This window comes from Paraferrimonas sedimenticola, from assembly GCF_002282855.1.
Lineage (GTDB): Bacteria > Pseudomonadota > Gammaproteobacteria > Enterobacterales > Shewanellaceae > Paraferrimonas > Paraferrimonas sedimenticola.
In genome coordinates this window covers 41473-64049 of sequence record NZ_NRIR01000009.1, presented here as the reverse complement: position 1 = coordinate 64049, position 22577 = coordinate 41473, and the positions used below count along the sequence as shown (strand labels likewise).

At 50.7% G+C, this 22577-nt stretch carries 21 protein-coding genes and 5 tRNA genes; 7 read left to right on the top strand and 19 right to left on the bottom strand.

Annotation, left to right across the window (positions count from 1 at the left end):
- Positions 1 to 6: 6 nt before the first annotated feature.
- Positions 7 to 2436 carry a PDC sensor domain-containing protein gene (locus tag CLC93_RS15095; RefSeq protein ID WP_095506816.1) on the bottom strand — a complete coding sequence of 810 codons (2430 nt, stop codon included), beginning with the start codon at positions 2434 to 2436 and terminating at the stop codon, positions 7 to 9.
- Between the two features lie 134 nt (positions 2437 to 2570).
- On the opposite strand from CLC93_RS15095, the gene CLC93_RS15090 reads away from it, so the two are divergent.
- Positions 2571 to 3335, top strand: coding sequence for a methyltransferase (locus CLC93_RS15090; protein WP_169903056.1), 765 nt, complete (start codon positions 2571 to 2573; stop codon positions 3333 to 3335).
- On the opposite strand, the gene nth is transcribed toward CLC93_RS15090, so the two are convergent.
- Genes nth through rsxA form a run of 7 tightly spaced genes read right to left on the bottom strand, consistent with a single transcriptional unit; the run spans position 3332 to position 9907 of the window.
- Positions 3332 to 4042 carry an endonuclease III gene (gene nth, locus CLC93_RS15085; RefSeq protein ID WP_169903054.1) on the bottom strand — a complete coding sequence of 237 codons (711 nt, stop codon included), beginning with the start codon at positions 4040 to 4042 and terminating at the stop codon, positions 3332 to 3334. The two genes, CLC93_RS15090 and nth, sit on opposite strands and share 4 nt — an antisense overlap.
- Positions 4043 to 4082: 40 nt before the next feature.
- Positions 4083 to 4775 (bottom strand): electron transport complex subunit E, encoded by a 693-nt coding sequence (locus tag CLC93_RS15080; RefSeq protein ID WP_095506814.1) that lies wholly within the window; start codon positions 4773 to 4775, stop codon positions 4083 to 4085.
- Positions 4772 to 5407: an electron transport complex subunit RsxG gene (rsxG, locus tag CLC93_RS15075; RefSeq protein ID WP_245837175.1), complete on the bottom strand. Its 636-nt coding sequence runs from the start codon at positions 5405 to 5407 to the stop codon at positions 4772 to 4774. The genes CLC93_RS15080 and rsxG overlap by 4 nt, the downstream gene beginning before the upstream one ends.
- Positions 5404 to 6456, bottom strand: coding sequence for an electron transport complex subunit RsxD (rsxD, locus tag CLC93_RS15070; RefSeq protein ID WP_095506813.1), 1053 nt, complete (start codon positions 6454 to 6456; stop codon positions 5404 to 5406). The genes rsxG and rsxD overlap by 4 nt, the downstream gene beginning before the upstream one ends.
- Positions 6446 to 8755 carry an electron transport complex subunit RsxC gene (gene rsxC / locus CLC93_RS15065; RefSeq protein WP_095506812.1) on the bottom strand — a complete coding sequence of 770 codons (2310 nt, stop codon included), beginning with the start codon at positions 8753 to 8755 and terminating at the stop codon, positions 6446 to 6448. Before rsxC ends, rsxD begins: the two co-directional genes overlap by 11 nt.
- Positions 8755 to 9327, bottom strand: a complete 573-nt coding sequence (gene rsxB, locus CLC93_RS15060) for an electron transport complex subunit RsxB (protein ID WP_095506811.1) — start codon at positions 9325 to 9327, stop codon at positions 8755 to 8757. Before rsxB ends, rsxC begins: the two co-directional genes overlap by 1 nt.
- Before the next feature lies 1 nt (position 9328).
- On the bottom strand, positions 9329 to 9907 hold the full coding sequence (rsxA, locus tag CLC93_RS15055; RefSeq protein ID WP_095506810.1) for an electron transport complex subunit RsxA: 579 nt from the start codon (positions 9905 to 9907) through the stop codon (positions 9329 to 9331).
- Between the two features lie 168 nt (positions 9908 to 10075).
- On the opposite strand from rsxA, the gene CLC93_RS15050 reads away from it, so the two are divergent.
- Positions 10076 to 10948, top strand: coding sequence for a DMT family transporter (locus CLC93_RS15050; RefSeq protein WP_095506809.1), 873 nt, complete (start codon positions 10076 to 10078; stop codon positions 10946 to 10948).
- Here CLC93_RS15050 and CLC93_RS15045 read toward each other — a convergent pair.
- From CLC93_RS15045 to CLC93_RS15030, 4 genes are all read right to left on the bottom strand, one after another.
- Positions 10945 to 12867 (bottom strand): EAL domain-containing protein, encoded by a 1923-nt coding sequence (locus tag CLC93_RS15045; protein ID WP_095506808.1) that lies wholly within the window; start codon positions 12865 to 12867, stop codon positions 10945 to 10947. The two genes, CLC93_RS15050 and CLC93_RS15045, sit on opposite strands and share 4 nt — an antisense overlap.
- Positions 12868 to 13487: 620 nt before the next feature.
- A tRNA-Asn gene (locus CLC93_RS15040) sits at positions 13488 to 13563 on the bottom strand.
- A 159-nt stretch (positions 13564 to 13722) separates the two neighbouring features.
- Positions 13723 to 13798, bottom strand: a tRNA-Asn gene (locus CLC93_RS15035).
- Positions 13799 to 13958: 160 nt separating this feature from the next.
- Positions 13959 to 14034, bottom strand: a tRNA-Asn gene (locus CLC93_RS15030).
- 708 nt (positions 14035 to 14742) lie between these two features.
- Between CLC93_RS15030 and uvrB the strand changes: the two genes are divergently transcribed.
- On the top strand, positions 14743 to 16755 hold the full coding sequence (gene uvrB, locus CLC93_RS15025) for an excinuclease ABC subunit UvrB (protein WP_095506807.1): 2013 nt from the start codon (positions 14743 to 14745) through the stop codon (positions 16753 to 16755).
- On the opposite strand, the gene rrtA is transcribed toward uvrB, so the two are convergent.
- The gene (gene rrtA, locus CLC93_RS15020; protein ID WP_095506806.1) at positions 16752 to 17339 is read right to left on the bottom strand and encodes a rhombosortase; all 588 of its coding nucleotides are present in this window, start codon (positions 17337 to 17339) and stop codon (positions 16752 to 16754) included. The two genes, uvrB and rrtA, sit on opposite strands and share 4 nt — an antisense overlap.
- Positions 17333 to 18016: a 7-cyano-7-deazaguanine synthase QueC gene (queC, locus tag CLC93_RS15015; RefSeq protein ID WP_095506805.1), complete on the bottom strand. Its 684-nt coding sequence runs from the start codon at positions 18014 to 18016 to the stop codon at positions 17333 to 17335. The genes rrtA and queC overlap by 7 nt, the downstream gene beginning before the upstream one ends.
- A 90-nt stretch (positions 18017 to 18106) precedes the next feature.
- Between queC and queE the strand changes: the two genes are divergently transcribed.
- Positions 18107 to 18772: a 7-carboxy-7-deazaguanine synthase QueE gene (queE, locus tag CLC93_RS15010; RefSeq protein WP_095506804.1), complete on the top strand. Its 666-nt coding sequence runs from the start codon at positions 18107 to 18109 to the stop codon at positions 18770 to 18772.
- On the opposite strand, the gene CLC93_RS15005 is transcribed toward queE, so the two are convergent.
- The 3 genes from CLC93_RS15005 to CLC93_RS14995 form a co-directional block, all read right to left on the bottom strand.
- Positions 18769 to 19371, bottom strand: coding sequence for a LysE/ArgO family amino acid transporter (locus CLC93_RS15005; RefSeq protein WP_095506803.1), 603 nt, complete (start codon positions 19369 to 19371; stop codon positions 18769 to 18771). The two genes, queE and CLC93_RS15005, sit on opposite strands and share 4 nt — an antisense overlap.
- A gap of 129 nt (positions 19372 to 19500) precedes the next feature.
- Positions 19501 to 19585, bottom strand: a tRNA-Tyr gene (locus CLC93_RS15000).
- 189 nt (positions 19586 to 19774) lie between these two features.
- Positions 19775 to 19859, bottom strand: a tRNA-Tyr gene (locus CLC93_RS14995).
- A gap of 201 nt (positions 19860 to 20060) precedes the next feature.
- On the opposite strand from CLC93_RS14995, the gene CLC93_RS14990 reads away from it, so the two are divergent.
- Together CLC93_RS14990 and CLC93_RS14985 are read left to right on the top strand one after the other, a co-directional pair.
- Positions 20061 to 20489, top strand: coding sequence for a VC2046/SO_2500 family protein (locus tag CLC93_RS14990; protein ID WP_095506802.1), 429 nt, complete (start codon positions 20061 to 20063; stop codon positions 20487 to 20489).
- Between the two features lie 47 nt (positions 20490 to 20536).
- Positions 20537 to 20812: a DUF406 family protein gene (locus tag CLC93_RS14985; RefSeq protein WP_169903052.1), complete on the top strand. Its 276-nt coding sequence runs from the start codon at positions 20537 to 20539 to the stop codon at positions 20810 to 20812.
- A 3-nt stretch (positions 20813 to 20815) separates the two neighbouring features.
- Here the strand turns inward: CLC93_RS14985 and CLC93_RS14980 are convergent, their stop codons facing one another.
- Complete coding sequence (locus tag CLC93_RS14980; RefSeq protein WP_095506800.1) at positions 20816 to 21280, bottom strand: YchJ family protein; 465 nt, start codon at positions 21278 to 21280, stop codon at positions 20816 to 20818.
- Positions 21277 to 21861 carry a YybH family protein gene (locus tag CLC93_RS14975; RefSeq protein ID WP_095506799.1) on the bottom strand — a complete coding sequence of 195 codons (585 nt, stop codon included), beginning with the start codon at positions 21859 to 21861 and terminating at the stop codon, positions 21277 to 21279. The genes CLC93_RS14980 and CLC93_RS14975 overlap by 4 nt, the downstream gene beginning before the upstream one ends.
- Before the next feature lie 103 nt (positions 21862 to 21964).
- Here CLC93_RS14975 and smrA point away from each other — a divergent pair, with 103 nt between their 5' ends.
- Entirely contained in the window at positions 21965 to 22543 is a 579-nt protein-coding gene (smrA, locus tag CLC93_RS14970; RefSeq protein ID WP_095506798.1) for a DNA endonuclease SmrA, read from the top strand.
- Positions 22544 to 22577 lie beyond the last annotated feature (34 nt).

The following is a 22577-nucleotide window of genomic DNA, read 5'->3' as shown; positions in this document are numbered from 1 at the left end:
CTTGGGTTACGCTTGGGGATTATCAAATAGCACAGCCTCAAAACGGCTGCCTTGATTGAGCTCGCTGCTCCAGCTGAGTTCGCCGCCGTGGCTGTTTAGCCAAGCGCGTAATACTACCAGAGAGTGACTTTGATTAGGATAGCTGGCCTGTGCAATTTTGATGTCGAAATCTGCGGGTAGTCCAAAACCATTGTCAATCACACTGACTTTAACGCCACGTTCGAGCTGGCGCACTTCAACAGTGATTTGGGCCTGTTTGGAGAGTTCGTTGAAACCGTGTTGAGTGGCGTTTTGCAACAGGGTGTGAATGACTCGCAACCATTCAAGCGGTGGTCGTTCACTGTTGATTTGAGGATCGCAATCCAGCTCTATTTGCCAGCGATTTTGAGCGTTTGAGTGGTAGAAGACTTCTAAGTAGTTGCCGAAATACGGCAGCATCTGTTTGTGACTGATGGGGTGAGCCAGTGCGTTAAACAACAGGTGAAGCAGTTCGCTTTGCGTACTGATGACCTCGACCTCATCCAGCTTTTGCCAAGCCATAGGCTTGTCTTGACTCGGCAGTACAGCGCTGTATACGGCAATTAAACGCTGTCTAAGCAGTTGAGTGTACTGGGCTAAATTACCCAATAGTCGCTGGTCAAGACGTTCGACAAATACCCCTGCTGCTTTGAGTTGTATGCCGCGATGCTCGCTGTGCTGCAGCGCCTGATTGGTCTGGATTTGCTCTTTTTGAGAGGTTTGTTGATTGTGCTGCAGATTCATCAACTCGTGCTGAGTGGTCTCAAGGCTTTGTTCCGCCTGACTGAGTTCGTCACTGAGTTGGCTAATGTTCACTGCTACGTAGCCGACGCCAGTCACTGTGCCTGCGTTGTCATATAAGGGATACATCTGTGCGAGATAGTTCTCGGTTTTCTGTTTGACGATAAACTGATCTCGATAGCTCAAAGGCGCTTGAGTTTCTAGCACTCGATTGAGTCGTTGCTCGGCTTTTGATGCCAACGCTTCGGGAAAAACCTGCTGATAGCGTTTGCCCAACAAATGACCTTGAGAGCGCTGCACGGCTTGGCAATAGGCCGGGTTGGCTAGCACAAAGCGATTTTCTCTGTCTCGAATGTGCATTAGGCTTTGACTGGATTTGATCATGGATAACGCCAATGGCACCGAGTTGTCCGGCGCTTGGTGCTGCATGCCTTGGCCTTGCTGCTGCAGCGCAAGGTTGGCCGCGTCGAGATTGAGCTGGCTACTGCGCAACACTTCCCGTTGAGCGACACAGAGGCGAGCAATCTCGTCAAAAGGACCGCTAGCCGAATCTTTAAGGTTGTTGAGGTCATGGTTGTCATCATCCTGCAGGGCGCGCTGCAAAGCCGCGAGCGGCGATAACATACGACGCTGTACCAACTGATGTAGCAACACATAGCCAAAACCAACGATAAATAGCAGCATCAACACCACAGGCCAGGTGCGGTGCGGACCAATCTCATCGGTTCGAGTTGGTGAGACCAAAAACAGCAACCAGCCACTCTCAACCACGTTAAAGATTTTGACGTTTACCGGTTGGTCGAGGATCGGGTCGCCAAGCAGCTGAGATTGAGCCAACAAGATTTGTGGTTGGCTTGGGTCGTAGCTCAAGGTCAGCAAGGGCGCGAATTCAGGCGCAAACTCAGCTAGCTCACCTAAATCAGCCAGTTGCTCGATAGGCTGATCTAAGCGCTCTTCTAGATATGGGTGGGCCAATATCCGTTGTTGCTGGTCCACCAAGAACAAATAGCCAGGTTGCTGTTCGCTGATTCGACGCACTAAAGCGTTAACCCCTTGAAGAGCCAAGTCTAGGGTGACCACTCCAAGAAATTTATCTCTAAGCCAAATTGGCGAAGAGACAGTGACCATTGGCTGCTGGGTGTAGGGGTCGCGATAAACGCTGCTCCATAAGGTCGAGCCTTTGGCCATTTTGGTGAGGGGACGATACCACTCTTCTTGGGTGTAGCTCGGCTGTTCAGGATCGTTGTACTGTTCAAACTCCGCCATGCCCCGTTCGGCTTGCTGGCCGTAAAAGAACGCCAGACGTTCTTGCTCAGCGTCAAAGGCATAAGGGGCACTCCATACACCACCACCGGCAATCAGTTTGGATTGATGAGCGTCGGAGAGAATGATGGGAATGGTCTTTTTGAGCGCTTGTGGCTGTTGGTACAAGGACTGGCTGAGGTTGGCCAGCGACACTACCGTGGCTTGGGCCTGAGCCATTTGCATTTCAAGGGTTTTGACCGCATTGCTACCCCGCAGGGTTTGCAGGGTATCCCTGTCTTGAAGCCGTTGTTGATTGGCATAGCTGGTTAGAGTGGCCCAAATGCCCACACCCGTAAGTAGCAGTAGCAAAGCGATAAAAGCGCTAAATCGATTTCCTAGTCGGTCGAGGTTGTAGGTTTTTTCGGGCTGCATAAAGCTCAAACAAGACAGGGGCTTGGCGCTTAGTGTGACACGTTTGTAGATTTTGGGAAACCAAAAAGCAAAGGGCCTTTGGATTGTGAATGGGCTTGTGGGAAAATGTGCCGGAACAATCGATAAGGTCGGTTATGGATACCAATTTTGACTCGCTGGCGAACAAGTTTTCGCACAACATTTATCACACCACCAAAGGGCGTTTACGCTTAGACATACTGCAACGGGAATTTAGCCAATACTTGCTGCCGAGATTTGAGCAAGAGTCATTGCGCTTGCTCGACGCTGGCGGCGGCCAGGGGCAAATGGCCTGTTGGCTGGCGCAAAAGGGCCACCAAGTGGATTTTTGCGATGTGTCCGAGCAAATGCTGACCATGGCCAAAGCCTTGGCGAGCGAACATCAAGTGGCGGAGCAGTTTGAGTTCCATCAGCTAAAAGCCCAACAAATTGGTGCCACCTTGGGTCGAAAATACTCGCTAATCTGTTTTCATGCGGTTCTGGAGTGGTTGGCCGAACCACGCGAAGGCTTGCTGACCTTATTGGAAAGCCTAGAGCAAGGCGGAGTGATGTCGTTGATGTTTTACAACTATTACGGCCTAGAGATGCACCACGCGGTAAACGGCAACTATCAATACATGCTAAAGGGCATGCCTAAGAAGCATCACAACACCATCATTCCCCAAGGTCGCTTTAAACCCGAAGAAGTCGAGCAGTGGTTGGTGGAAGCGGGTTACAAAGTCGAGCGTCGAATCGGGCTTAGGGTTCTGCACGATTATGTCAAAGACAAGAATTTGCAGGAAAAGTGCTACGACAGATTATTGGAGCTGGAGTGGCAACGTTGCGCCCACCCGGTTTATCGAGATTTAGGGCGCTACAGTCACTTCACCGTGTCTCGCTAACGTTTGCGCTTAGCCGTTAGTTTGAGTTTCTTTTCTTGCTCTTTGATCACTTCGTTGATGAAACTGCGGCGGCCGTATTGACGAGTGATGATGCACTTGTCCAACGAAAAGCCGCGAGCAGGGCAGTACTCGCGCCCGTAGAAAATGATCTGCAGGTGCAGGTCGTTCCACTTGTCTCGAGGAAACAGGCGTTTTGCATCGCGCTCGGTTTGCTCCACACTTTTGCCGTTAGACAGTCCCCAGCGATACATCAATCGATGAATGTGGGTGTCAACGGGAAACGCTGGAACACCAAAGGCCTGAGCCATCACAACCGATGCTGTTTTGTGGCCCACTCCTGGCATAGCTTCCAAGGCTTCGAAGTCGGCTGGCACCTCGCCGTTGTGCTGTTTGATGATCATGTCAGACAAGTGCCATATGCCTTTCGATTTCATTGGCGACAAGCCGCAAGGTTTGATGATTTCCTTAATCTCATCGATGCTCATCATTACCATATCGAACGGATTGTCGGCTCTGGCAAACAGCTTGGGCGTGATTTGGTTGACCCGCTCGTCGGTACATTGAGCCGACAACAAAACCGCAATCAGTAGGGTGTATGGGTCCTTGTGGTCCAGCGGAATTGGCACTGTAGGGTAGAGCTCTTCGAGGATATCTATGATGGCCTGTACTTTTTGTTGTTTGGTAATTGGCTTAATCATCTCACTCATACACTGCACTCTTGGTTTTATTGGTTTTTCAGTGGCTGGTCTAAACGTTGGTCACTCGAGCTCTCGACACCGGCTCGCGCACAGGAATTTCGGTTTTGGCTTTGTAGTGAGCATCGATGGCATTTTTCAGCGCAATGATCAGCCCCAAAGTGATAAAAGCCCCAGGAGGTAATAGCGCCAACAAAAATTGGGTATCAAATTCAATGACTTGAATGGTTAGTGCTGAAGCCCAAGGGCCGAGCAACAGCTCAGCGCCGTCGAATAAGGTGCCTTGACCAACCAACTCTCGAATGCCGCCAAGCAGCATAAGTACCAGACCGAATCCCAGCCCCATCATCAAACCATCAAAGGCCGCGTGGCCGACTGAGTTACGCGAGGCAAAGGCTTCTGCGCGTCCGATGATGACGCAATTGGTCACGATCAAGGGCAAGAAGATCCCCAAGGACAAATACAGTTCGTAGGCAAAGGCGTGCACCAGCAGTTGAACACAGGTCACCAGCGCGGCAATTATCATCACGAATACTGGAATTCGAATTTCTTTAGGCACCCAGTGACGAATTAGAGAGACACACACGTTTGAGCCGACCAGAACCAATAGTGTGGCTAACGCCAGTCCCATGGCGTTGGTAATGGTGGCGCTAACCGCTAGAAGGGGACACAGACCCAGTAACTGGACAATGCCTGGGTTGTTTTTCCAAAGCCCATCGAAGGCTAACTGTTTCAGTTGGCTCATTGAGGATCTCCGCAATCGATGGCTTGTTTGCTCAAGCGAGTAAATTCGTAGTCAAAGTACAATAGCGCGTTGTGAACCGCTTTGACATAGGAGCGCGGCGTGATGGTGGCGCCGGTAAATTGATCGAACTGACCGCCATCTTTTGCCACGCCCCAGTTTTTGTCCTTAGCGCCTTGGGTTTGTTTGCCATTAAAGCTCAACACCCAATCGGACTTGCGCAACTCGATGTCGTCGCCAAGTCCTGGGGTTTCTTGGTGAGCTAAGGTTCGCACACCTAATACTTGCCCTTGTGCATCGATGCCGACAATCAACTTGATGTCGCCGTTGTAGCCGTCGGGTGCTGTAGTCTCGATGGCTAGCGCGGTTGCACTATCACCCAAAGTGGCGACAAAGGCGCGCTGCGGGTATTTGGAGCCCAAAAATTGCTCGGACTGCACTGTGACACAATGTTGGTGCAAGGGGTTGTCGTGCAATTCGTCGGGAATGATTTGGCCAAGGGTGCGCTTTAGCTGTTGTTGCTGTTGATCAGCAATTCGAGCCTTAGTGGCCTGAAAGGTAAGGGAAACAAAAAAGGTGGTTGCCAGTGCAAACCCAGCCAAAATAGCGCCGTTTCTAACCATACTGCGTTTCATGAGCGTCCCTTAGTGTGGCCATAGGTGGTTGGACGCACGTAGTAGTCCAACAGGGGAACACACAAATTGGCTAATAACACAGCGAAAGCGACGGCATCTGGGTAGCCTCCAAAATTGCGAATGATCACCACTAATACACCGATAATCATGCCAAAGATAAAGCGTGCTTTGGCGCTGGTTGCTGCGGTTACCGGGTCGGTGGCAATGAAGAAAGCGGCCAGCATTGTGGCACCGCTAAAGCAGTGGAACCAAGGCGTACCAGTGGTATCCGGTAGCAGGCTGTAGCTAATGCTGGCGGTAAGCCAAAGGCCGACAAGCACGCCCGCTGGAATGTGCCAACGAATGACTTTGCGCTGTAGTAGCACCAGACCGCCGAGCAAATAAGCCAAGTTAACCCACTCCCAGCCGACCCCTGATATTTGACCAAACACTGGGCTTTGCATGGCTTCGGAGCTGGTTTTTCCCAAGGTCAAACTGGTCTTAAGGCTATCGAGCGGGGTCGCCATGGTTATCCCATCAACGCTGGCTCGAGCCATTTGCACCAATTCGGCGTTCTCGGCAAATACCGCGCTAAAGGCTTGGGCAATACTCAGAGGTTCGCCCAGTAAAGATTGCGGTGCTGCCCATGTGGTCATTTGTACCGGAAAGGCGATAAGCAGCAATACGTAACCGGCCATCGCTGGGTTGAGCAGGTTGTGTCCCAAACCGCCGTATAACTGTTTGACCATTACTACCGCAAACAGGCCGCCGATTGCCGCAACCCACCAAGGCGCGTAGGGAGGCAAAGCCAGTCCGAGTAGTACCCCGGTTAGCAAGGCAGAATTGTCGCTAAGCGCCGCCTTAATCGAGCGGCCGCGCATGGCCAGTGCTAAGGCTTCGCCGGCAATACAAAACAGCACACAAAGAAGCAGCTGCAACAGAGCACCAGGGCCAAAGAAATACCACTGAGCCGCAAAGCCGGGCAGGGTGCAAAGTACCACGGTAAGCATGACATTTGACGTCAGTCCACCCTGGCTGATGTGGGGCGAGGCGGTTAGCTTAAACGCCATCTGTATCACCTTTATTATTGTCTTTGGCGGCTAGCTGAGCCGCGCGTTTGGCTTTTGCCTTGGCGACTGCGCGAGCAATGGCGGCCTTTTTCGGATCTTCAGGCATAGGCTCTGGCTCGTTTGCCGTTTGGGTTTCAACCTTGGCGGCCTGTTGTTTGGCTTTGGCCTTGGCGACTGCGCGAGCAATGGCGGCTTTTTTCGGGTCTTCTGGCACAGCCTCAGGCTCGTTTGCCGTTTGGGTTTCAACCTTAGCGGCCTGCTGCTTGGCTTTGGCCTTTGCAACCGCACGGGCAATAGCCGCTTTTTTCGGATCTTCTACAGCTTCTGTGGTTACCTCGGCGTTTTCCGCTTGAGCCGCTTGCTGCTTGGCTTTGGCCTTGGCAACCGCACGCGCAATCGCCGCCTTTTTAGGGTCTTGGCTGATCGCTTTGCCGGTTGTCGCCACTGCGTCATTCGGTTTGGTAGCTGGGCTTGCTACATCAGCATCTGGGTTGTCGCGTTTGGCTTTGGCCTTCGCAACCGCGCGGGCGATGGCTGCTTTTTTGGCATCGGCCTGTGGTGTGCTATCGGACGCTTGAGCTTGCTTTTTAGCTTTAGCTTTAGCCAAAGCTCTGGCGACAGCGGCTTTTTTCGGATCGGTTTCAGTCGCCGTCGACTGCTCAGATTCAGCGACTTGCTTTTTGGCTTTAGCGCGGGCTAATGCCTTGGCCACGGCCGCCTTCTTAGCATCACCAGGGTCGCTCTGAGGCTCTGACTCTGGTTGCGATTGCTTGGCTTTCACTCGCGCCATGGCTTGCGCGACCAAGTCTTTTTGGTCAGCTGACATACTGGCCTGACGTTTTTGCGCGGCTTTTTTGTGCTTGTTAGCACGGGCCTGTTTTTCTTGCTCTAAACGCTGGATACGAGCTTCAAAACGGATTTTCGCTTCTTCGGCGGCTTGCTGTTGTATTTGTTTGGCGCGAATGTCTGCTTTTTGAATGCGGTAGGCTTCAACCAAAGGAATATCTGACGGGCACACGTAAGCACAACAGCCACACTCGATGCAGTCAAACAGGTTGTAGGCCTGAGATTTTTCGGCGTCATTGGCTTGGGCGTACCAATACAGTTGTTGCGGCTGTAACTTAGCTGGACAGGCCACGGCACATTCGCCACAGCGGATACAAGCGCGTGCCTGAGGGCTTTCGGTCATCTCTTGTGACGATGCGGCGAGCAAGCAGTTAGTGGCCTTCACGACTGGTGAGGCGATACTTGGCAGCATAAAGCCCATCATAGGCCCGCCCATCACCACTCCGAGCTTGGCTTGAGGTTGATAGCCGCATTGCTCCAGCACCGCGTGAATTGGCGTACCTATCGGAACCCACATGTTTTGTTGTTCTGACAAGGCACCGCCGGTCACGGTAACCACCCGTTGAATCAAAGGCTCGTCATCGTATACCGCTTTTTTAACGGCGTAGGCTGTGGCGACGTTGTGGCTAACAATACCTAGAGCGCTTGGCAGCTTTCCGCTGGGCACTTCTTGGCCAGTGAGAATTTGGATCAGCTGTTTTTCACCGCCAGAAGGGTACTTGGTTGGAATGACTCGCACGCTCGCCTCGGCCGACTCAAACTCGGCTTGGTTGAGCGCGGCTTCCATCGCTTTGACGGCGGCCGGCTTATCGTCCTCGATGGCGATCAAGATGCGTTTTGGTGTTAGCAAGCGCTCTAGAATGGCAATGCCTTGAGTAATTTCTTGCGCGCACTCTTGCATCAGGCGATCGTCGGCAGTGATATAAGGCTCGCACTCGACGCCGTTAATAATCAGCAGCTCGGTTCCGCTTAAGGCTAGCTTGGTGTGGCTGGGGAATACCGCGCCACCAAGACCGGCGATACCCGCCGACTGAATGATGTTAAGCAGAGTGTCGTTTTCTAGACCTTGAAAGCCCAGTCGCGGTGAGCGGGCGCGCCAATGGTCCTGGCCATCCGCTTCGATACACAGTGTAATCTCGCTCAATCCTGAGGGGTGGCTGGCCTGCAGGGGTTCGATAGACACAACATGGCCGGAGGTGGGCGCGTGCACGGGCAGGGCGCGTGGGCCTGAGGCCTGAGTCAAAGCTTGGCCTTTGAGAACCTTATCACCCACTTTGACTAACAAACGGCCATGGTCGCCGATGTGCTGAGAAACGGGCACGTAATAGCGCGGCACTGGCGCCATGGTCGCAATTGGGCGCGCGCTAGTGTGGGCTTTGTTGGTCGGCGGATGAATGCCCCCGGGAATATTCCACAATTTCCCTTGGTCAATTTGTTCTAACAAAGTCTGCATTAATTTCTCGTCGGTGCTTCGCTGTTCACCGGAGTGGTTGGTATTTGATTCAGTTTCCAATCCCAAGTTTTGGTAGTTTGCGCAATTGGACGCATATCGATGCAATCAACAGGGCAAGGGTCGACACACAAGTCGCAACCGGTGCACTGAGATTCGATGACTGTGTGCATTAGTTTACCAGCGCCAACAATTGCATCGACTGGGCATGCCTGAATGCACTTAGTACAGCCGATGCACTCAGCTTCGCGTATGTAGGCCACTCTGGGCACCGAGGCTTCGGTTTCTTCTACTGGCTGAGGGTCTACTCCCATCAGGTCAGCGATTTTTTCCATGGTCGATGTGCCGCCCGGCGGACATTTATTGATGGCTTCACCATTGGCGATAGCTTCTGCGTATGGCTTGCAGCCGGGGTAGCCACACTGACCGCATTGAGTTTGCGGCAATATGGCGTCGATTTGATCGACTAGCGGGTTGCCCTCAACGCGAAAGCGAATCGCAGCAAAGCCCAATAGGGCGCCAAATAGCAGGGCGATAAGTGCCAGAGTGACAATGGCAATAACGACTTCAGACATGCTATTTCACCAATCCAGTAAAGCCCATGAAGGCCAGCGACATCATGCCCGCGGTGATCATGCCTATAGCGGCGCCTTGAAACGGTTGCGGCACATCGGCGGCGGCCAAGCGCTCACGCATGGCCGAAAACAAAATTAGGACAAGTGAGAAGCCGGCAGCCGCGCCAAACCCGTACAGCACGGACTCAATAAAGTTATGCTGTTCGTTGACGTTGAGAAGGGCGACACCCAAAACGGCACAGTTACTGGTAATTAGCGGCAGATAAATGCCTAGGGTTCGGTAGAGCTGGTCACTCATTTTCTGAACCAGCATTTCGGTAAATTGAACCACCACCGCAATCACCAGAATAAAGGCCATGGTGCGCAGGTAGGTCAGTTCCAGCGGGTCGAGCAAATACTGATTTATCAGGTAGCTCGTGGTAGAAGCGAGGGTCAGTACGAAGGTGGTTGCCATAGACATGCCAATGGCAGATTCCAGTTTACTGGACACCCCCATAAATGGACATAGCCCAAGGAATTTAACCAGTACGAAATTGTTGACCAATACGGTACCGACTAGTAGGAAAAAATACTCGCTCATTAACTCACAAAACTCCAAATAGTGATCTGCTTATTATCGGGGTTATGCCGATGATAAACAACACATAAGCTGTATGGATAATGCACATTTGTGCAAGTGCGAGTGTTGTCTTGATGATCTCGGTGATACACTTGCGCGCAATTTGTAAGCCTCAGAATTTATTGCCAAATGCGCCTTCAACCAGATCCGAGATTAGCCTTGGTTATCGCCACACTTTTGTGGGCCTCCAGTTTTATCGCTCTAAAGTGGGCTTTTGACGTTTACCATCCCAACTGGGTTATCGCCGGTCGAATGTTGGTTGCCTTGGCTTGTTTTAGTCTGTTTTATCGTCAAATTCTCAGGTTTCAATATCGCCAAGGTGACTGGAAAGTGCTGGTCATCATGTCTGCTTGCGAGCCGTGTCTTTATTTTATCTTTGAAAGCCAAGCTTTGCTTTACACCTCAGCGACCCAAGCGGGCATGATGACGGCTATGGCACCAGTGCTTACCGCCGCCGTTGCTTTTGTGTTTCTAGGCGAGCGCCTGACTCGTAGAAATGGCTTAGGTTTTGGCTTGGCGGCTATCGGAGTCATTTGGCTTACGCTGGCGGGCAGCGAGGACCAACACGCACCGAATCCACTATTGGGCAATACGCTTGAGTTGTTGGCTATGTTGTGCGCGGCGGTGTACGGCGTGTGTTTGAAACTGTTGAGCAAGCGCTACTCGGCACTGACCTTAACCTCTCTTCAGGCGGCGGTTGGCAGCTTGTTTTTTGTGCCATTGGCGGCCGTTAGCGAGCAAACCTGGGTGTTGGATTGGTCGGGGATAGGGGCGATAGTTTATCTCGGGGCTTGCGTCACTTTAGGGGCGTATTTGCTGTACAACTATGCGGTGAGCCAAATTCCTTTGACCCAAGCGGTCATCTACGTCAATTTAATTCCGGTGTTTACCGCGATCATGGCAATGCTGTTGTTGGGAGAGCGGCTGAATGGCTATCAATGGTTAGCGGCCATCTTGGTGATGGCCGGTGTATTCCTGGGTCAGGATAAGAAGCGCATCTAATTGGGTTGCGCTTCTTTTTGGCTGAGGTTCATCACTTCTGGCTGGCCGATGTAATAGCCTTGAAGGCCGTCGACAAGTAAGCGTTCGAGTTCCATTTTTTCTTGCTGCCTTTCCACCGAGGTGGCAAACACCAAAATCCCCATTCTTCGGGCGATATCTACGACCATTCGTACGAAAAAGGCATTGTCGCGGTTTTGGTCGATACCATGGCTGTATTCGCCAGCGAGTTTGATAAAGTCTGGACGAACTTCGCGGAAAAAGCGGAACGAGGTAAAGGCCAGACCAAAGCGCTCTACCGACACTCGAGCGCCAGTTTTATGCACTTCACGAACGAATGATTGGCTGGCAGCCAAGTTGGATTGCAAACCCGCTTCACTGATTTCAAACACTAAGCGACCTGCAAGGGCTTTGTTCTTACTGCAGGTGTCGCGCAACCATGCCACAAACTCGGTGTTGTGCGCTGACATCGCACTGATATTGATCGCAAAGGCACCTTTGAAGCCTATGTCTTGGGACAGCAATTGCAGAGCATTTTGAATGATCATTTTGTCCAGCTGAGGCGCCAATCCGTAGCGTTCGGCCATAGCAATCACAGTCGCGGTAGGGATTGGGTCGTTATTCTCATTGCTAAACCGCGCCAGCAATTCGCGATAGGCGCGAACGTCATTGCGCATCGGTTGGATGCTTTGCTGTAAAAAGAAGACTTTTCGATTGGCGATGACGTGGCGGACCACATTCTGCCATTGATGCTCGGATACCGAGGCTGATCCGTGCTGCTCTTCATAGATGGAGAAGCTATTAGGCCCCAGGGATTGCGCCAGATTGACCGTGGTGTCGGCCATTCCCAACAGCTCTAGGGCATTCATACCGCTTTCGTAGCAAACCGCTGCGGTGTATGCACAAGCGTTTAACCCCAGCGAGGCTTGCAAATCATCGTATCGAGTCTTTAACGCTTCACAAAACCGTTGCGCGTCTTTGCGGGTAGCCAGGGGTAAAATGGCCGCGAAATCGGAACTGGCGAGACGAAAAGCCTCGGCCTTGGGATGCGCACCAATTACCGCGCGTAAGGATTGAGCCACCTCGGCCAAGTAATTGTCACCGCCACCCATGCCTTGAGTCTGGTTGACCATCCCAAGTTCGCTGGCGCGCACTGTGATTAACACGCCGATTTGCTGCTGAGATTGAGACAGGGTTTGTTCCAATTGTTCGATGAATCGAACTCGAGTAGCGAGTCCTGAGACAGCATCGAGATTACTGGTTCGTGCTAGGGATTCGCATTTCTCCTGTAGTGCCTCGATTTTTTGTTTTAGTTCGACTCTCGTTTCGCTTAGCGCATCCGCTAGTGGCTGGCTTTCATTACTTAGGCGACTGACTTCTATGGATTCAAATCGAAACGATGGAATTCGCGAAATGTAGTTTGCCGCGTAGCGAATCTGATTTCGAATCCTGCGAAACGCAGAAAAGAAGGAAAAGCCAAGAAGGATGAGACTTGTTAGGACGATGATCCAGCTAACCAGCAGTTGTCTTGCTAGCAACGACTGAACGGTTTGACTGTCGGGACGAAAAGTCACCGCGCCACGACCTAAAAACTGCTTCTTGGGTTGGTTGGCTCCATACCAGCTCAGTATTTGGCCAGTAATGGATGGTTTTTCTAACAGTTGGCCAAAGGTGTAATTACGATTGAAATCTTCGGTGGCCGCGTATTGGAAGAAGCTCAGCCTTTGAGTCGCTGACAGTTGTTGGTATAAGGCGAAACCATCGCTATCGATATCATCCAGGGTGGTGACTGCGGCGGCGATGCGGCGTTGTTGCTGTTCTAGGTTGTCTTGGGCAACCACAACATAAAGATGGCTTTGGACCAAGCCAACACACAGCAAGACAATGCTAAGCATCAACAAGAAAGTTTTTGAGAAGCCCATGGCAACGTCAGTCCTTTGATTAGAGTTATTTTGCCACGGCTATCTGCAGTGGCTTTGCGCACAGTTGAAAAAGTACCACAATCCATTAACTAAGTAATCGAAAAATACCAACTGAATGCGTGAGTGAAATAGAAAGGGGGCAGGGTCGTTTTAAATGCTTTTAATCAAACGGAACTCGCAGAGCCATGAGTCTTCTCCGAGGAGACAGAAACAAAAAAGCCACTCTTGCGAGTGGCTTCTTCTTTAAAGTGGCTCCCCCGCTGGACTTGAACCAGCGACATATGCCGGATTGGTAACAGTACAGTCCACCGTTCTTTTCTTGGAGCGCTAAAAACAAAAAAGCCACTCTTGCGAATGGCTTCTTCTTTAAAGTGGCTCCCCCTGCTGGACTTGAACCAGCGACATATGCCGGATTGGTAACAGTACAGTCCACCGTTCTTTTCTTGGAGCGCTAAAAACAAAAAAGCCACTCTTGCGAATGGCTTCTTCTTTAAAGTGGCTCCCCCTGCTGGACTTGAACCAGCGACATATGCCGGATTGGTAACAGTACAGTCCACCGTTCTTTTCTTGGAGCGCTAAAAACAAAAAAGCCACTCTTGCGAATGGCTTCTTCTTTAAAGTGGCTCCCCCTGCTGGACTTGAACCAGCGACATATGGATTAACAGTCCACCGTTCTACCGACTGAACTAAGGGGGAATAGTAGCTAGTATAGCTAGCAAATCTTGCGCTAAAATTCAGCGACTTAAATAAAGTGGCTCCCCCTGCTGGACTTGATTCAGCGACATATGCCGACTTGAAACAGTACAGTCCACCGTTCGGGGAACTCGCGTTAGAAAACTAGCGACTTAAATAAAGTGGCTCCCCCTGCTGGACTTGAACCAGCGACATATGGATTAACAGTCCACCGTTCTACCGACTGAACTAAGGGGGAATCGCAGCTAGTTGAGCTAGCTAATCTTTCGCCGAAACTTCAGCGACTTTAATAAAGTGGCTCCCCCTGCTGGACTTGATTCAGCGGCATATGCCGACTTGAAACAGTACAGTCCACCGTTCGGGGAACTCGCGTTAGAAAACTAACGACTTAAATAAAGTGGCTCCCCCTGCTGGACTTGAACCAGCGACATATGGATTAACAGTCCACCGTTCTACCGACTGAACTAAGGGGGAACAAAAGTCTTTGTGACAGCAATGTCGTGAAGACGGAGCGCATAGTAAAACTAGGCAGGGCTTGAGTCAACTAGGATTGCAAAAAAAGTTGGGGATGTTAGATCGTTTGTTTAAAGCGTGTGCAGTAGGGTTAGCCTTTAATCAATTGATTGGAATATAAGCCTAATAACTGATCAAGTGTCATCTCGACTGTGTGCAATAGAATCTCACAAAGTGGGGTCTGATTTCTTAGACGGGAATGAGTTAAGCTATGGGGATATTCTGGATCCATGATCCGATGACGGCTTCGATGTGCTGCAAATGCTTGTGCTATATGGCTTTGCGCCAGTTATCCACTGTTTCTGTGGATAACCCTGTTGATTAATCTCAATTATGGCGCTAAAACCCTTGTGGAATCTGCGTTTAAGTTAAAATCAAAAAAATTAATTGCATTTAAAAAATGACAATAAAAACAATGGTTTATATATTTTGGTTTGACGGCGGATTTTTGACACTAGCCGATCGCGGTGAGTAAAATTTCAGCAGTCGATCGCTTGTGAATTAAATTTAAGTACACCGTAATATATGTTGCTGAATCGACAATTTTGAGGACAAATTTTGGCAAAGTTCTCGTTAGAAGTGGTTTTCACTAAAATTTAAACATTCTGCAACATAGTTGTCAGTAAGAAGCGTTCGTAAGTTACTCCAATGTCTAAAAATTAGGTTCGTATGTCAGACAAATCATTCCAGTTAGTCTCCCAATTTAAGCCCGCCGGAGATCAACCCAAGGCCATCGCAGAGCTAAAGGACGGCATCGAGTCTGGTCTTGCGTGTCAGACCTTGCTTGGGGTTACCGGCTCAGGTAAGACATTCACTGTCGCCAATCTGATTGCTGAGTTGGATCGTCCCGCTATTTTGCTTGCACCGAATAAAACTTTGGCGGCACAGCTCTACGGTGAGATGAAAGAATTTTTCCCACACAACTCAGTGGAATACTTCGTTTCCTACTACGACTACTACCAACCAGAAGCCTATGTCCCGACCACTGACACCTTTATCGAAAAGGACGCGTCCATTAACGCTCATATCGAGCAGATGCGTTTGTCGGCGACCAAAGCCTTGCTCGAGCGTCGCGATGTGGTGTTAGTCGCGTCGGTATCAGCCATATACGGGTTGGGCGATCCTGAGAGCTACATGCGGATGTTGCTGCACGTCAGCCTCGGCGACATCATGGGCCAGCGTGAAATATTGGCGCGACTGGCGGAAATGCAATACAACCGCAACGATATGGATTTTCAGCGGGGTACGTTTCGAGTGCGCGGGGAAGTTATCGATATCTTTCCTGCGGATTCTGAAAAAGAGGCGGTACGCGTCGAACTATTCGACGACGAGGTTGAGCGAATTAGCCTATTTGACCCCCTGACCGGTGCTGTTTCTAAAAACCTCAGCCGAACCACAATTTACCCGAAAACTCACTATGTAACGCCGAGAGAAAAAATTCAGGAGGCCTCTGAGCACATTAAAGAAGAGCTCAGAGAGCGCAAAGCTCAGTTCTTGGCCAACCACAAACTGATTGAAGAGCAGCGCATTACCGAGCGGACTCAGTACGACATAGAGATGATGAACGAGTTAGGTTATTGCTCGGGCATTGAAAACTATTCGCGCTACCTATCGGGGCGTGCGCCAGGCGAGCCTCCGCCAACCTTGCTGGACTATTTACCCAAAGACGGCTTGCTCATTATTGATGAATCCCATGTAACCGTGTCTCAAGTCGGGGGCATGTACAAAGGGGATCGCAGCCGTAAAGAAAATCTCGTGGAATACGGCTTTAGATTACCTTCAGCGTTGGATAACCGCCCGCTGAAATTTGAAGAATTCGAATCACTGATGCCGCAAACTATCTTCGTCTCGGCGACGCCCGGAAAGTACGAGTTGGAACACTCGGCGGATGACGTGGTAGAGCAGGTCGTGCGGCCAACAGGCTTACTTGACCCCGAAGTGGAAGTTCGCCCTGTGGCGGTACAAGTGGATGATTTACTGTCAGAAATCAACAAACGCAGCGCTATCAACGAAAGGGTATTGGTCACCACTTTAACCAAGCGAATGGCAGAAGACCTGACCGAGTACTTTGCTGAACACGGGGTAAGGGTTCGTTACTTGCACTCGGACATCGATACGGTGGAGCGAATGGAGATTATTCGCGATCTGCGCCTTGGTGAGTTTGATGTCCTGATTGGGATTAACTTGTTGCGAGAAGGTCTGGATATGCCGGAGGTGTCTTTGGTGGCCATTCTTGATGCCGACAAAGAGGGCTTCTTGCGCTCAGACCGCTCCTTGATCCAAACCATAGGCCGTGCTGCTCGTAACCTCAATGGCAAGGCGATTTTATACGCGGACAAGGTGACAGGCTCGATGGAAAGGGCCATTTCTGAAACCCAGCGCCGACGTCAGGTACAAAAAGAGTTCAACGAAGCCAATGGCATTACGCCAAAAGGCGTGGTCAAAAAGATTACCGACGTGATGGAAGCGCCAAGTAAAGTCACTGATTCAGTGGCAGAGAGCGTATCTGAACACTATCACGCCAGTAATCAAGGTAAGGTCAGCATCTCTGAGCTAACTCAGTCGATTGAACAGCTAGAAAAACAGATGCTGGAGCACGCTAAGAACCTAGAGTTTGAGCAAGCCGCTGCGCTTAGAGATAAGGTACAACGCTTGCGTCAGGACATGATGCTAGCGGGTTAGCTTGGTTTTCGATCCAACACCAACCAAACCAAGGCGATAAGGGTGCCCGCGAGGGCGCCCAGCCAGTGGCTTTCGGTAGCCACTCGAGCCTGAATCAAGCTTTCCAGTTGAGTGCTAGCACCCGCGCTGAGCTCGTACCCCAGTTTTACCACAAGCCCCAAAGCCAACAGATAACCGCTGCGCCAACCGCGTTTAATATCGGCAATCACGCCAAAGGCAAACAGGCCGTGTAATAAGCCACTAAGCCCCACGTAGAGCTGAGTGTCAGGGTAATAAAACCATAAGCCGGCACTGATAAGCAGGGGACCACAGAGCAACAAACTCAACAGACTGGCGTTGCGATAATGCATGCCGTGTAAAGCGGCAAGTACTAATAACCCAGCGAGGTTCATCAGTAGATGCCAGTGATTGGTGTGGGTGAAATGGCCGCTATACAAGCGCCAAAACTCGCCCTCGCCGATCAGCTGGCGATTGTAGTCTAGCCAGTCAATAGGGAGAGCTAGACTGGCCAGCAGAACGACGACACTGACGCCCATCCAGATAGGCCAAACCGGGCCAAACCACTTAGCTAATCGATTTAGCATCGACCCTGCAGTGCGCTTTGGTGTTTAGGTTTGTCGGCTAGGTACTCAGCCAAGCCTTGAGAGCGCAATTGGCAGCTTGGGCATTCGCCGCAGCCATCACCAACAATGCCGTTGTAGCAGGTTAGTGTGTCGGTTCTGACCATATCCAGGGCGCCATACTTATCGGCAAGCGCCCAAGTCTCCGCCTTGTTGAGCCACATAAGCGGAGTTTCTAATGACAATTCGCGGTCCATGCCAAGCACCAAAGCTTGTTCGAGCTTTTGTACAAAGGAATTGCGACAGTCAGGGTAACCAGAGTAATCGGTTTCACACACGCCGGTAATCACCGACTCGGCGCCCACTTGGTAAGCAAAAATACCCGCCAGAGTTAAAAACAGAATATTGCGCCCAGGAACAAAAGTGTTAGGTAGGCCATTGTCCATTAGGTCATTAGAAACAGGGATCTGGTCGCGGGTTAACGCAGAGGCCGCAAGTTGGTTGAGCAAGCCAACATCCATCACTTTGTGGCTAGCCACGCCTAAGCGTTTGCACAAGTCTTTGGCGACCTGGATTTCTTGCTTATGTCGCTGACCATAATCAAAGGTAATGGCGTGGACTAAATCGTACTCGTCCAAAGCTTTTACTAGGCAAGTGGTGGAATCTTGGCCGCCACTAAACACTACAACCGCTGTTTTCATGTTTTTTTCTCTGGGATGAACACGCGGCTAGTTTAGCCAATAAACGCAATGATTTATACTAGCGCGGTTCTCAACAAAGAGTGATCTAGCTTGTATCCTGTAAACGAAGTTTTCGAAACCATTCAAGGTGAAGGCAGTCATTGCGGCGTGCCTTCGATTTTTGTGCGCTTGCAAGGCTGTGATGTGGGTTGCCCTTGGTGTGACACCATGCACACCTGGGAATTAGACCCGGCCAATCAAGTGGTAGAAATCGAGGTAATGCAAGTGGATGGTAGTGTTGGCCGCTGGGCTAATCTATCGGCGCAGAATTTGGCGGACCGCTTGTCGCAAGGCAATTATCAGGCGAAATGGGTAGTTATCACAGGCGGTGAGCCTTGTATGCACGACTTGAGACCTTTGACTCACGCGCTTGAGGCCAAGGGGTTTCGTTGCCAAATCGAAACCAGTGGCACTTACCCGGTACTGGTCAGTGACGACACCTATGTGACCGTGTCGCCTAAAGTCGACATGAAAGGCGGCAAGGCGGTGCTAACTCAAGCGTTAGCGCGAGCGGATGAGATTAAACACCCAGTGGCTCGTCAAGCGCACATCGACCAGTTAGACCAACTCTTGGCTGACATTGATACTTCAGATAAAAGCGTTTGTTTGCAGCCCATTAGCCAAAAGCATGCGGCGACTCAACTGGCGATCGATACCTGTATTCAGCGCAATTGGCGTCTGTCTGTGCAAACCCACAAGTACCTCAACATCGACTAACCCCAAATCAAGCCGATGGCCAACAGGGTCATTAACAGGCCCAAGCAGGTTTCAAACACTCGCCACGCGCTGGGACGCTCAAAAATGGGCGTCAACAATCGCGCGCCGTAGCCTAGCGAGAAAAAGAACACGAACGAGGCGGTGATGGCGCCTGAGGTAAACTGCGGCAGGGCATCGGCAAATTGGGTGGAGATCCCGCCGATTAATAACACGGTATCTAGATATACGTGAGGGTTAAGCCAGGTAAAAGCCAAAGTGAGCGCGGCGACTTTCCACTTAGAGGCCGGCGCACGGTTGTCGGAAACGGTTAACCTGTGGCGATTCACCGCGGCGCTGTGAAAACTCAAACTGGCGTACCCCAGCAACAAAGCCGCCCCAGCGTATCGCGCCCAAGTTTCCACCCAAGGGTAGTGGCTTAAGAAAGTGGCAAAGCCTCCAACACCTGCACCAATTAAAATAGCATCGGAACCAGCGCAAATTGCGCAAACCAAGAACACGTGTTGGCGCTGAAGACCTTGTTTAAGGACAAATGCGTTTTGCGCGCCAATGGCGAAAATCAACGAAAGACCGAGGCCGAATCCGGCGAAGTAGGCGAGCACTGAGTATTTCCCTTGGTTTGAATCGCAATCGTTAGCATAACCAGTATGTGATTGGATTTATACGGAAATATGTTTGAGGTAGACAGCAAAAAGCCCAACCGAAAGGTTGGGCTTTTTGACTCGAAATAGTGGTGGAGGGGGAAGGATTCGAACCTTCGAAGGCTGAGCCGTCAGATTTACAGTCTGATCCCTTTGGCCACTCGGGAACCCCTCCACGAGTGCAGTGCATAGTAGTGAATTGGCCTGGCAAAGTAAAGCCTACCAAAGGCTAATTCTGCGCATTGGCTGCCGACTGGCTTGTTTTTGTGCAAACCACATTTCAGCCGCCACATTTCCCTAATTCGAGAAACGCGCTAAAACGAAAAAACGCCCAACCTTTCGGTTGAGCGTCTTATCGAAATAGTGGTGGAGGGGGAAGGATTCGAACCTTCGAAGGCTGAGCCGTCAGATTTACAGTCTGATCCCTTTGGCCACTCGGGAACCCCTCCACGAGTGAGGCTGCATACTAGAGAAAGCCTTTGAGCTTGTAAACCCTAATGCCAGTGTTTTTCGCAAAATTTTGAGCGTTCGCGCTGAATTTGAGCAGCAGTGATTGAAAACCGTGCAAATGCCTATCGATTGATCAGTTGCGCTAAAGGATTTTAGCAACCGGCCGTTAGTTAATGTAACTCGTTATCGGAGCGCTCTCCTTGGTAAATCTAGACAACTTATTGGTGCATGAACGCCAACTAAGCGGCCAGCTCAACGCGGCCGTGCAGCAAACTCGTCGCAGCGAGTTTGGTCTGCTGTTGTCTTTGCTTTCTGAAGAAGTGGCTTGTATGAGCCAAGCCAATGAAAGCCGTCCTGAGTTGCGCGCCAATTACCAATCACATCAGCTCAAAAACGACATATACCACAGCCATGGGTTGACGGGACAACGTTTACAAGATGCCCTGTGCCCACCACCTTTGGTGTACGACAGCGAGCCGCCAGTGTCGATGAAGCGTGCACTGAACAACTGCGCACCAATTAAGTCGCTGGAAAATCGCCTAGCCAGCAATCAGCAGCAAGTAGGCAGTGAACTTTTAAACCAGTTGCAACAAAGTCAGGTTTTGGCAAATCATATGGCGTTAGCCTAGATCCACGCTAGGCTGTAGTAATCAACCCATGCATTAACGAGGCGATTGTGTCTGAGAAAAATCCTTTAGATCAGGTGGTAGACGCCTGCAATAACGTTGTTGAAATTGGTACCGTGATTGACGAGTCTGACACCGCTCTGAGCATAACCTTTGGTGATGATACGCCAGAAAACCAGGCCGCCAGAGAGGCGGCTACGCAAGCCATTACCAAACGCTTCCCTAAGGCCACAGTAGCCGCAGAAACGCAGAATGGACAGCTGTTATTGGCGGTGACTTTTGATTGTGCGGCCGAAAAATTGATTTATCAGATGGAGCAAAGGTAGCGCTTAGGCACCGCAACACTTTTTGAATTTCTTTCCACTGAAGCAGACGCAGGGTTCGTTACGAGACGGCAAGTTGACTTTGCGCTGCTGCCCTTGGGTGTAATACCACTGCTGATTGTGGCGTACGAATTGAGACACTTCCCAAATGGCATCCACTTTGCCCGAGTCACTGTCTTTGAACCAGGCCTTGAATTCGACCCAGCCAGTGCTATCGCTGTCTTGCGCACTGCTGACAATCTCTAACCCTAGCCACTGAGTGTGCTCGAATACCTGTTGCAACTCTTCAGCACTTGGTACTTGTAAGTGCTTGTGAGTCGCAATCAAATATTCGCTGTCACGGCGACAAAAAGCTGAAAACCGAGAGCGCATGAGCGCCTCGGGTGTGTCTGCGGTGGCAGGGTCTCGGTGTTTGGGTTGGCAGCAATCCTGATAGGCCAGTTGGCTATTGCAGTAACAAGCCGAGCTCATTTCTTCTTTTTCCAGCCGTTGTTTATGGTTTCAGGAGCGGAACCGTAGTAGCTGTCCTTATGGGGTTTGGCGGACATATAGTGCTTGGTGTCGGTGTGGCTGGCAGCGTCAACTGCAATCTGCCATTTACCGTCGCTCTGTTTCTCAAACACGTAAACAAACTTACCGGCAAAGTGGGTTGTGGGTTGCTCTGAGTTTTCAGCAGGTCGAAACTCAATCAAGTAGTAGCCCACGTCGGTGACACGCTCTGGGTGATAGCGTCTTTGAGTCACGCGAAAGTCGATGCGTACTTGTGCTTGCTTTGCTTTAACTTTGGAGAAAAACTCTTCGTAGGAGGCTCGTATGGCCGGCGTTCCTACTATGGTGCTTTTTTTCGAATTGCCAGGCACGTAAACGGCGTCTTTGGTGTACAGAGTCTCGACGAAACTCAGGTCCAAATCCACAAAACTCTGTTGAGTTATTTGATAAGCCTTGTTCAGCTGACCCAGGTCTTTGTTATTATCTTTAGTGGCCGCATAGCCGAACGACATGGAAAGCATCAAAGCTCCAAACAGTCCGGTCATGGTCAGTAGTCTAGTCATGCTATTAAATATCAATCAGATAAAGTCCAGTAGACTATAAACTAGGGGCGCGAGCCTAGGTAGGATAAGATCTTTACAATTTGTGTATAGGCAAAACAACACAGTGCAAAACGACGATTTCGATGCTTTTAAAGCTGAGATGGGCGATGTCCAGCCTTTAAAGTCAAACAACAAAGTAGTTAACCGAGTAAAATCGGCTCCGACCGAGGCGCAGCTGGCCCGCAGAAATGCCGCCACCGCCGAAGAGCAAGTCAACATGCTGACTGACGATATCGCCATGATCCCTAAAGTCGACCCTGACGATTTGTTGGAGTACAAAAAGTCCGGTGTACAGGAAGGGGTGTTTAAGAACCTGCGTCTAGGCAAGTATGACGTTGAAACTCGCCTAGACCTGCACAGTATGTCGGTAAAACAAGCACGCCATGCCTTGCTCAACTTTGTGCAGGACTGCCAAAAGCGCAATATGCGTTGCGTGATCATTAATCACGGCAAGGGCCTCAACTCTAAGCCTGTCAAAGGATTAATGAAGAGTTTCATCGGTCACTGGCTAACCCAATTACCTGATGTATTGGCGTTTCACTCAGCCCAGCGTCACCATGGCGGCATGGGCGCGGTGTACGTCATGCTCAGAAAAAGTGCCGAGAAGAAAACCGAGACCAGAGAAATGCACCGCAAGGGGTAAGCACTAGTGTGCAGTCGCTATGAGTTTCAACAAC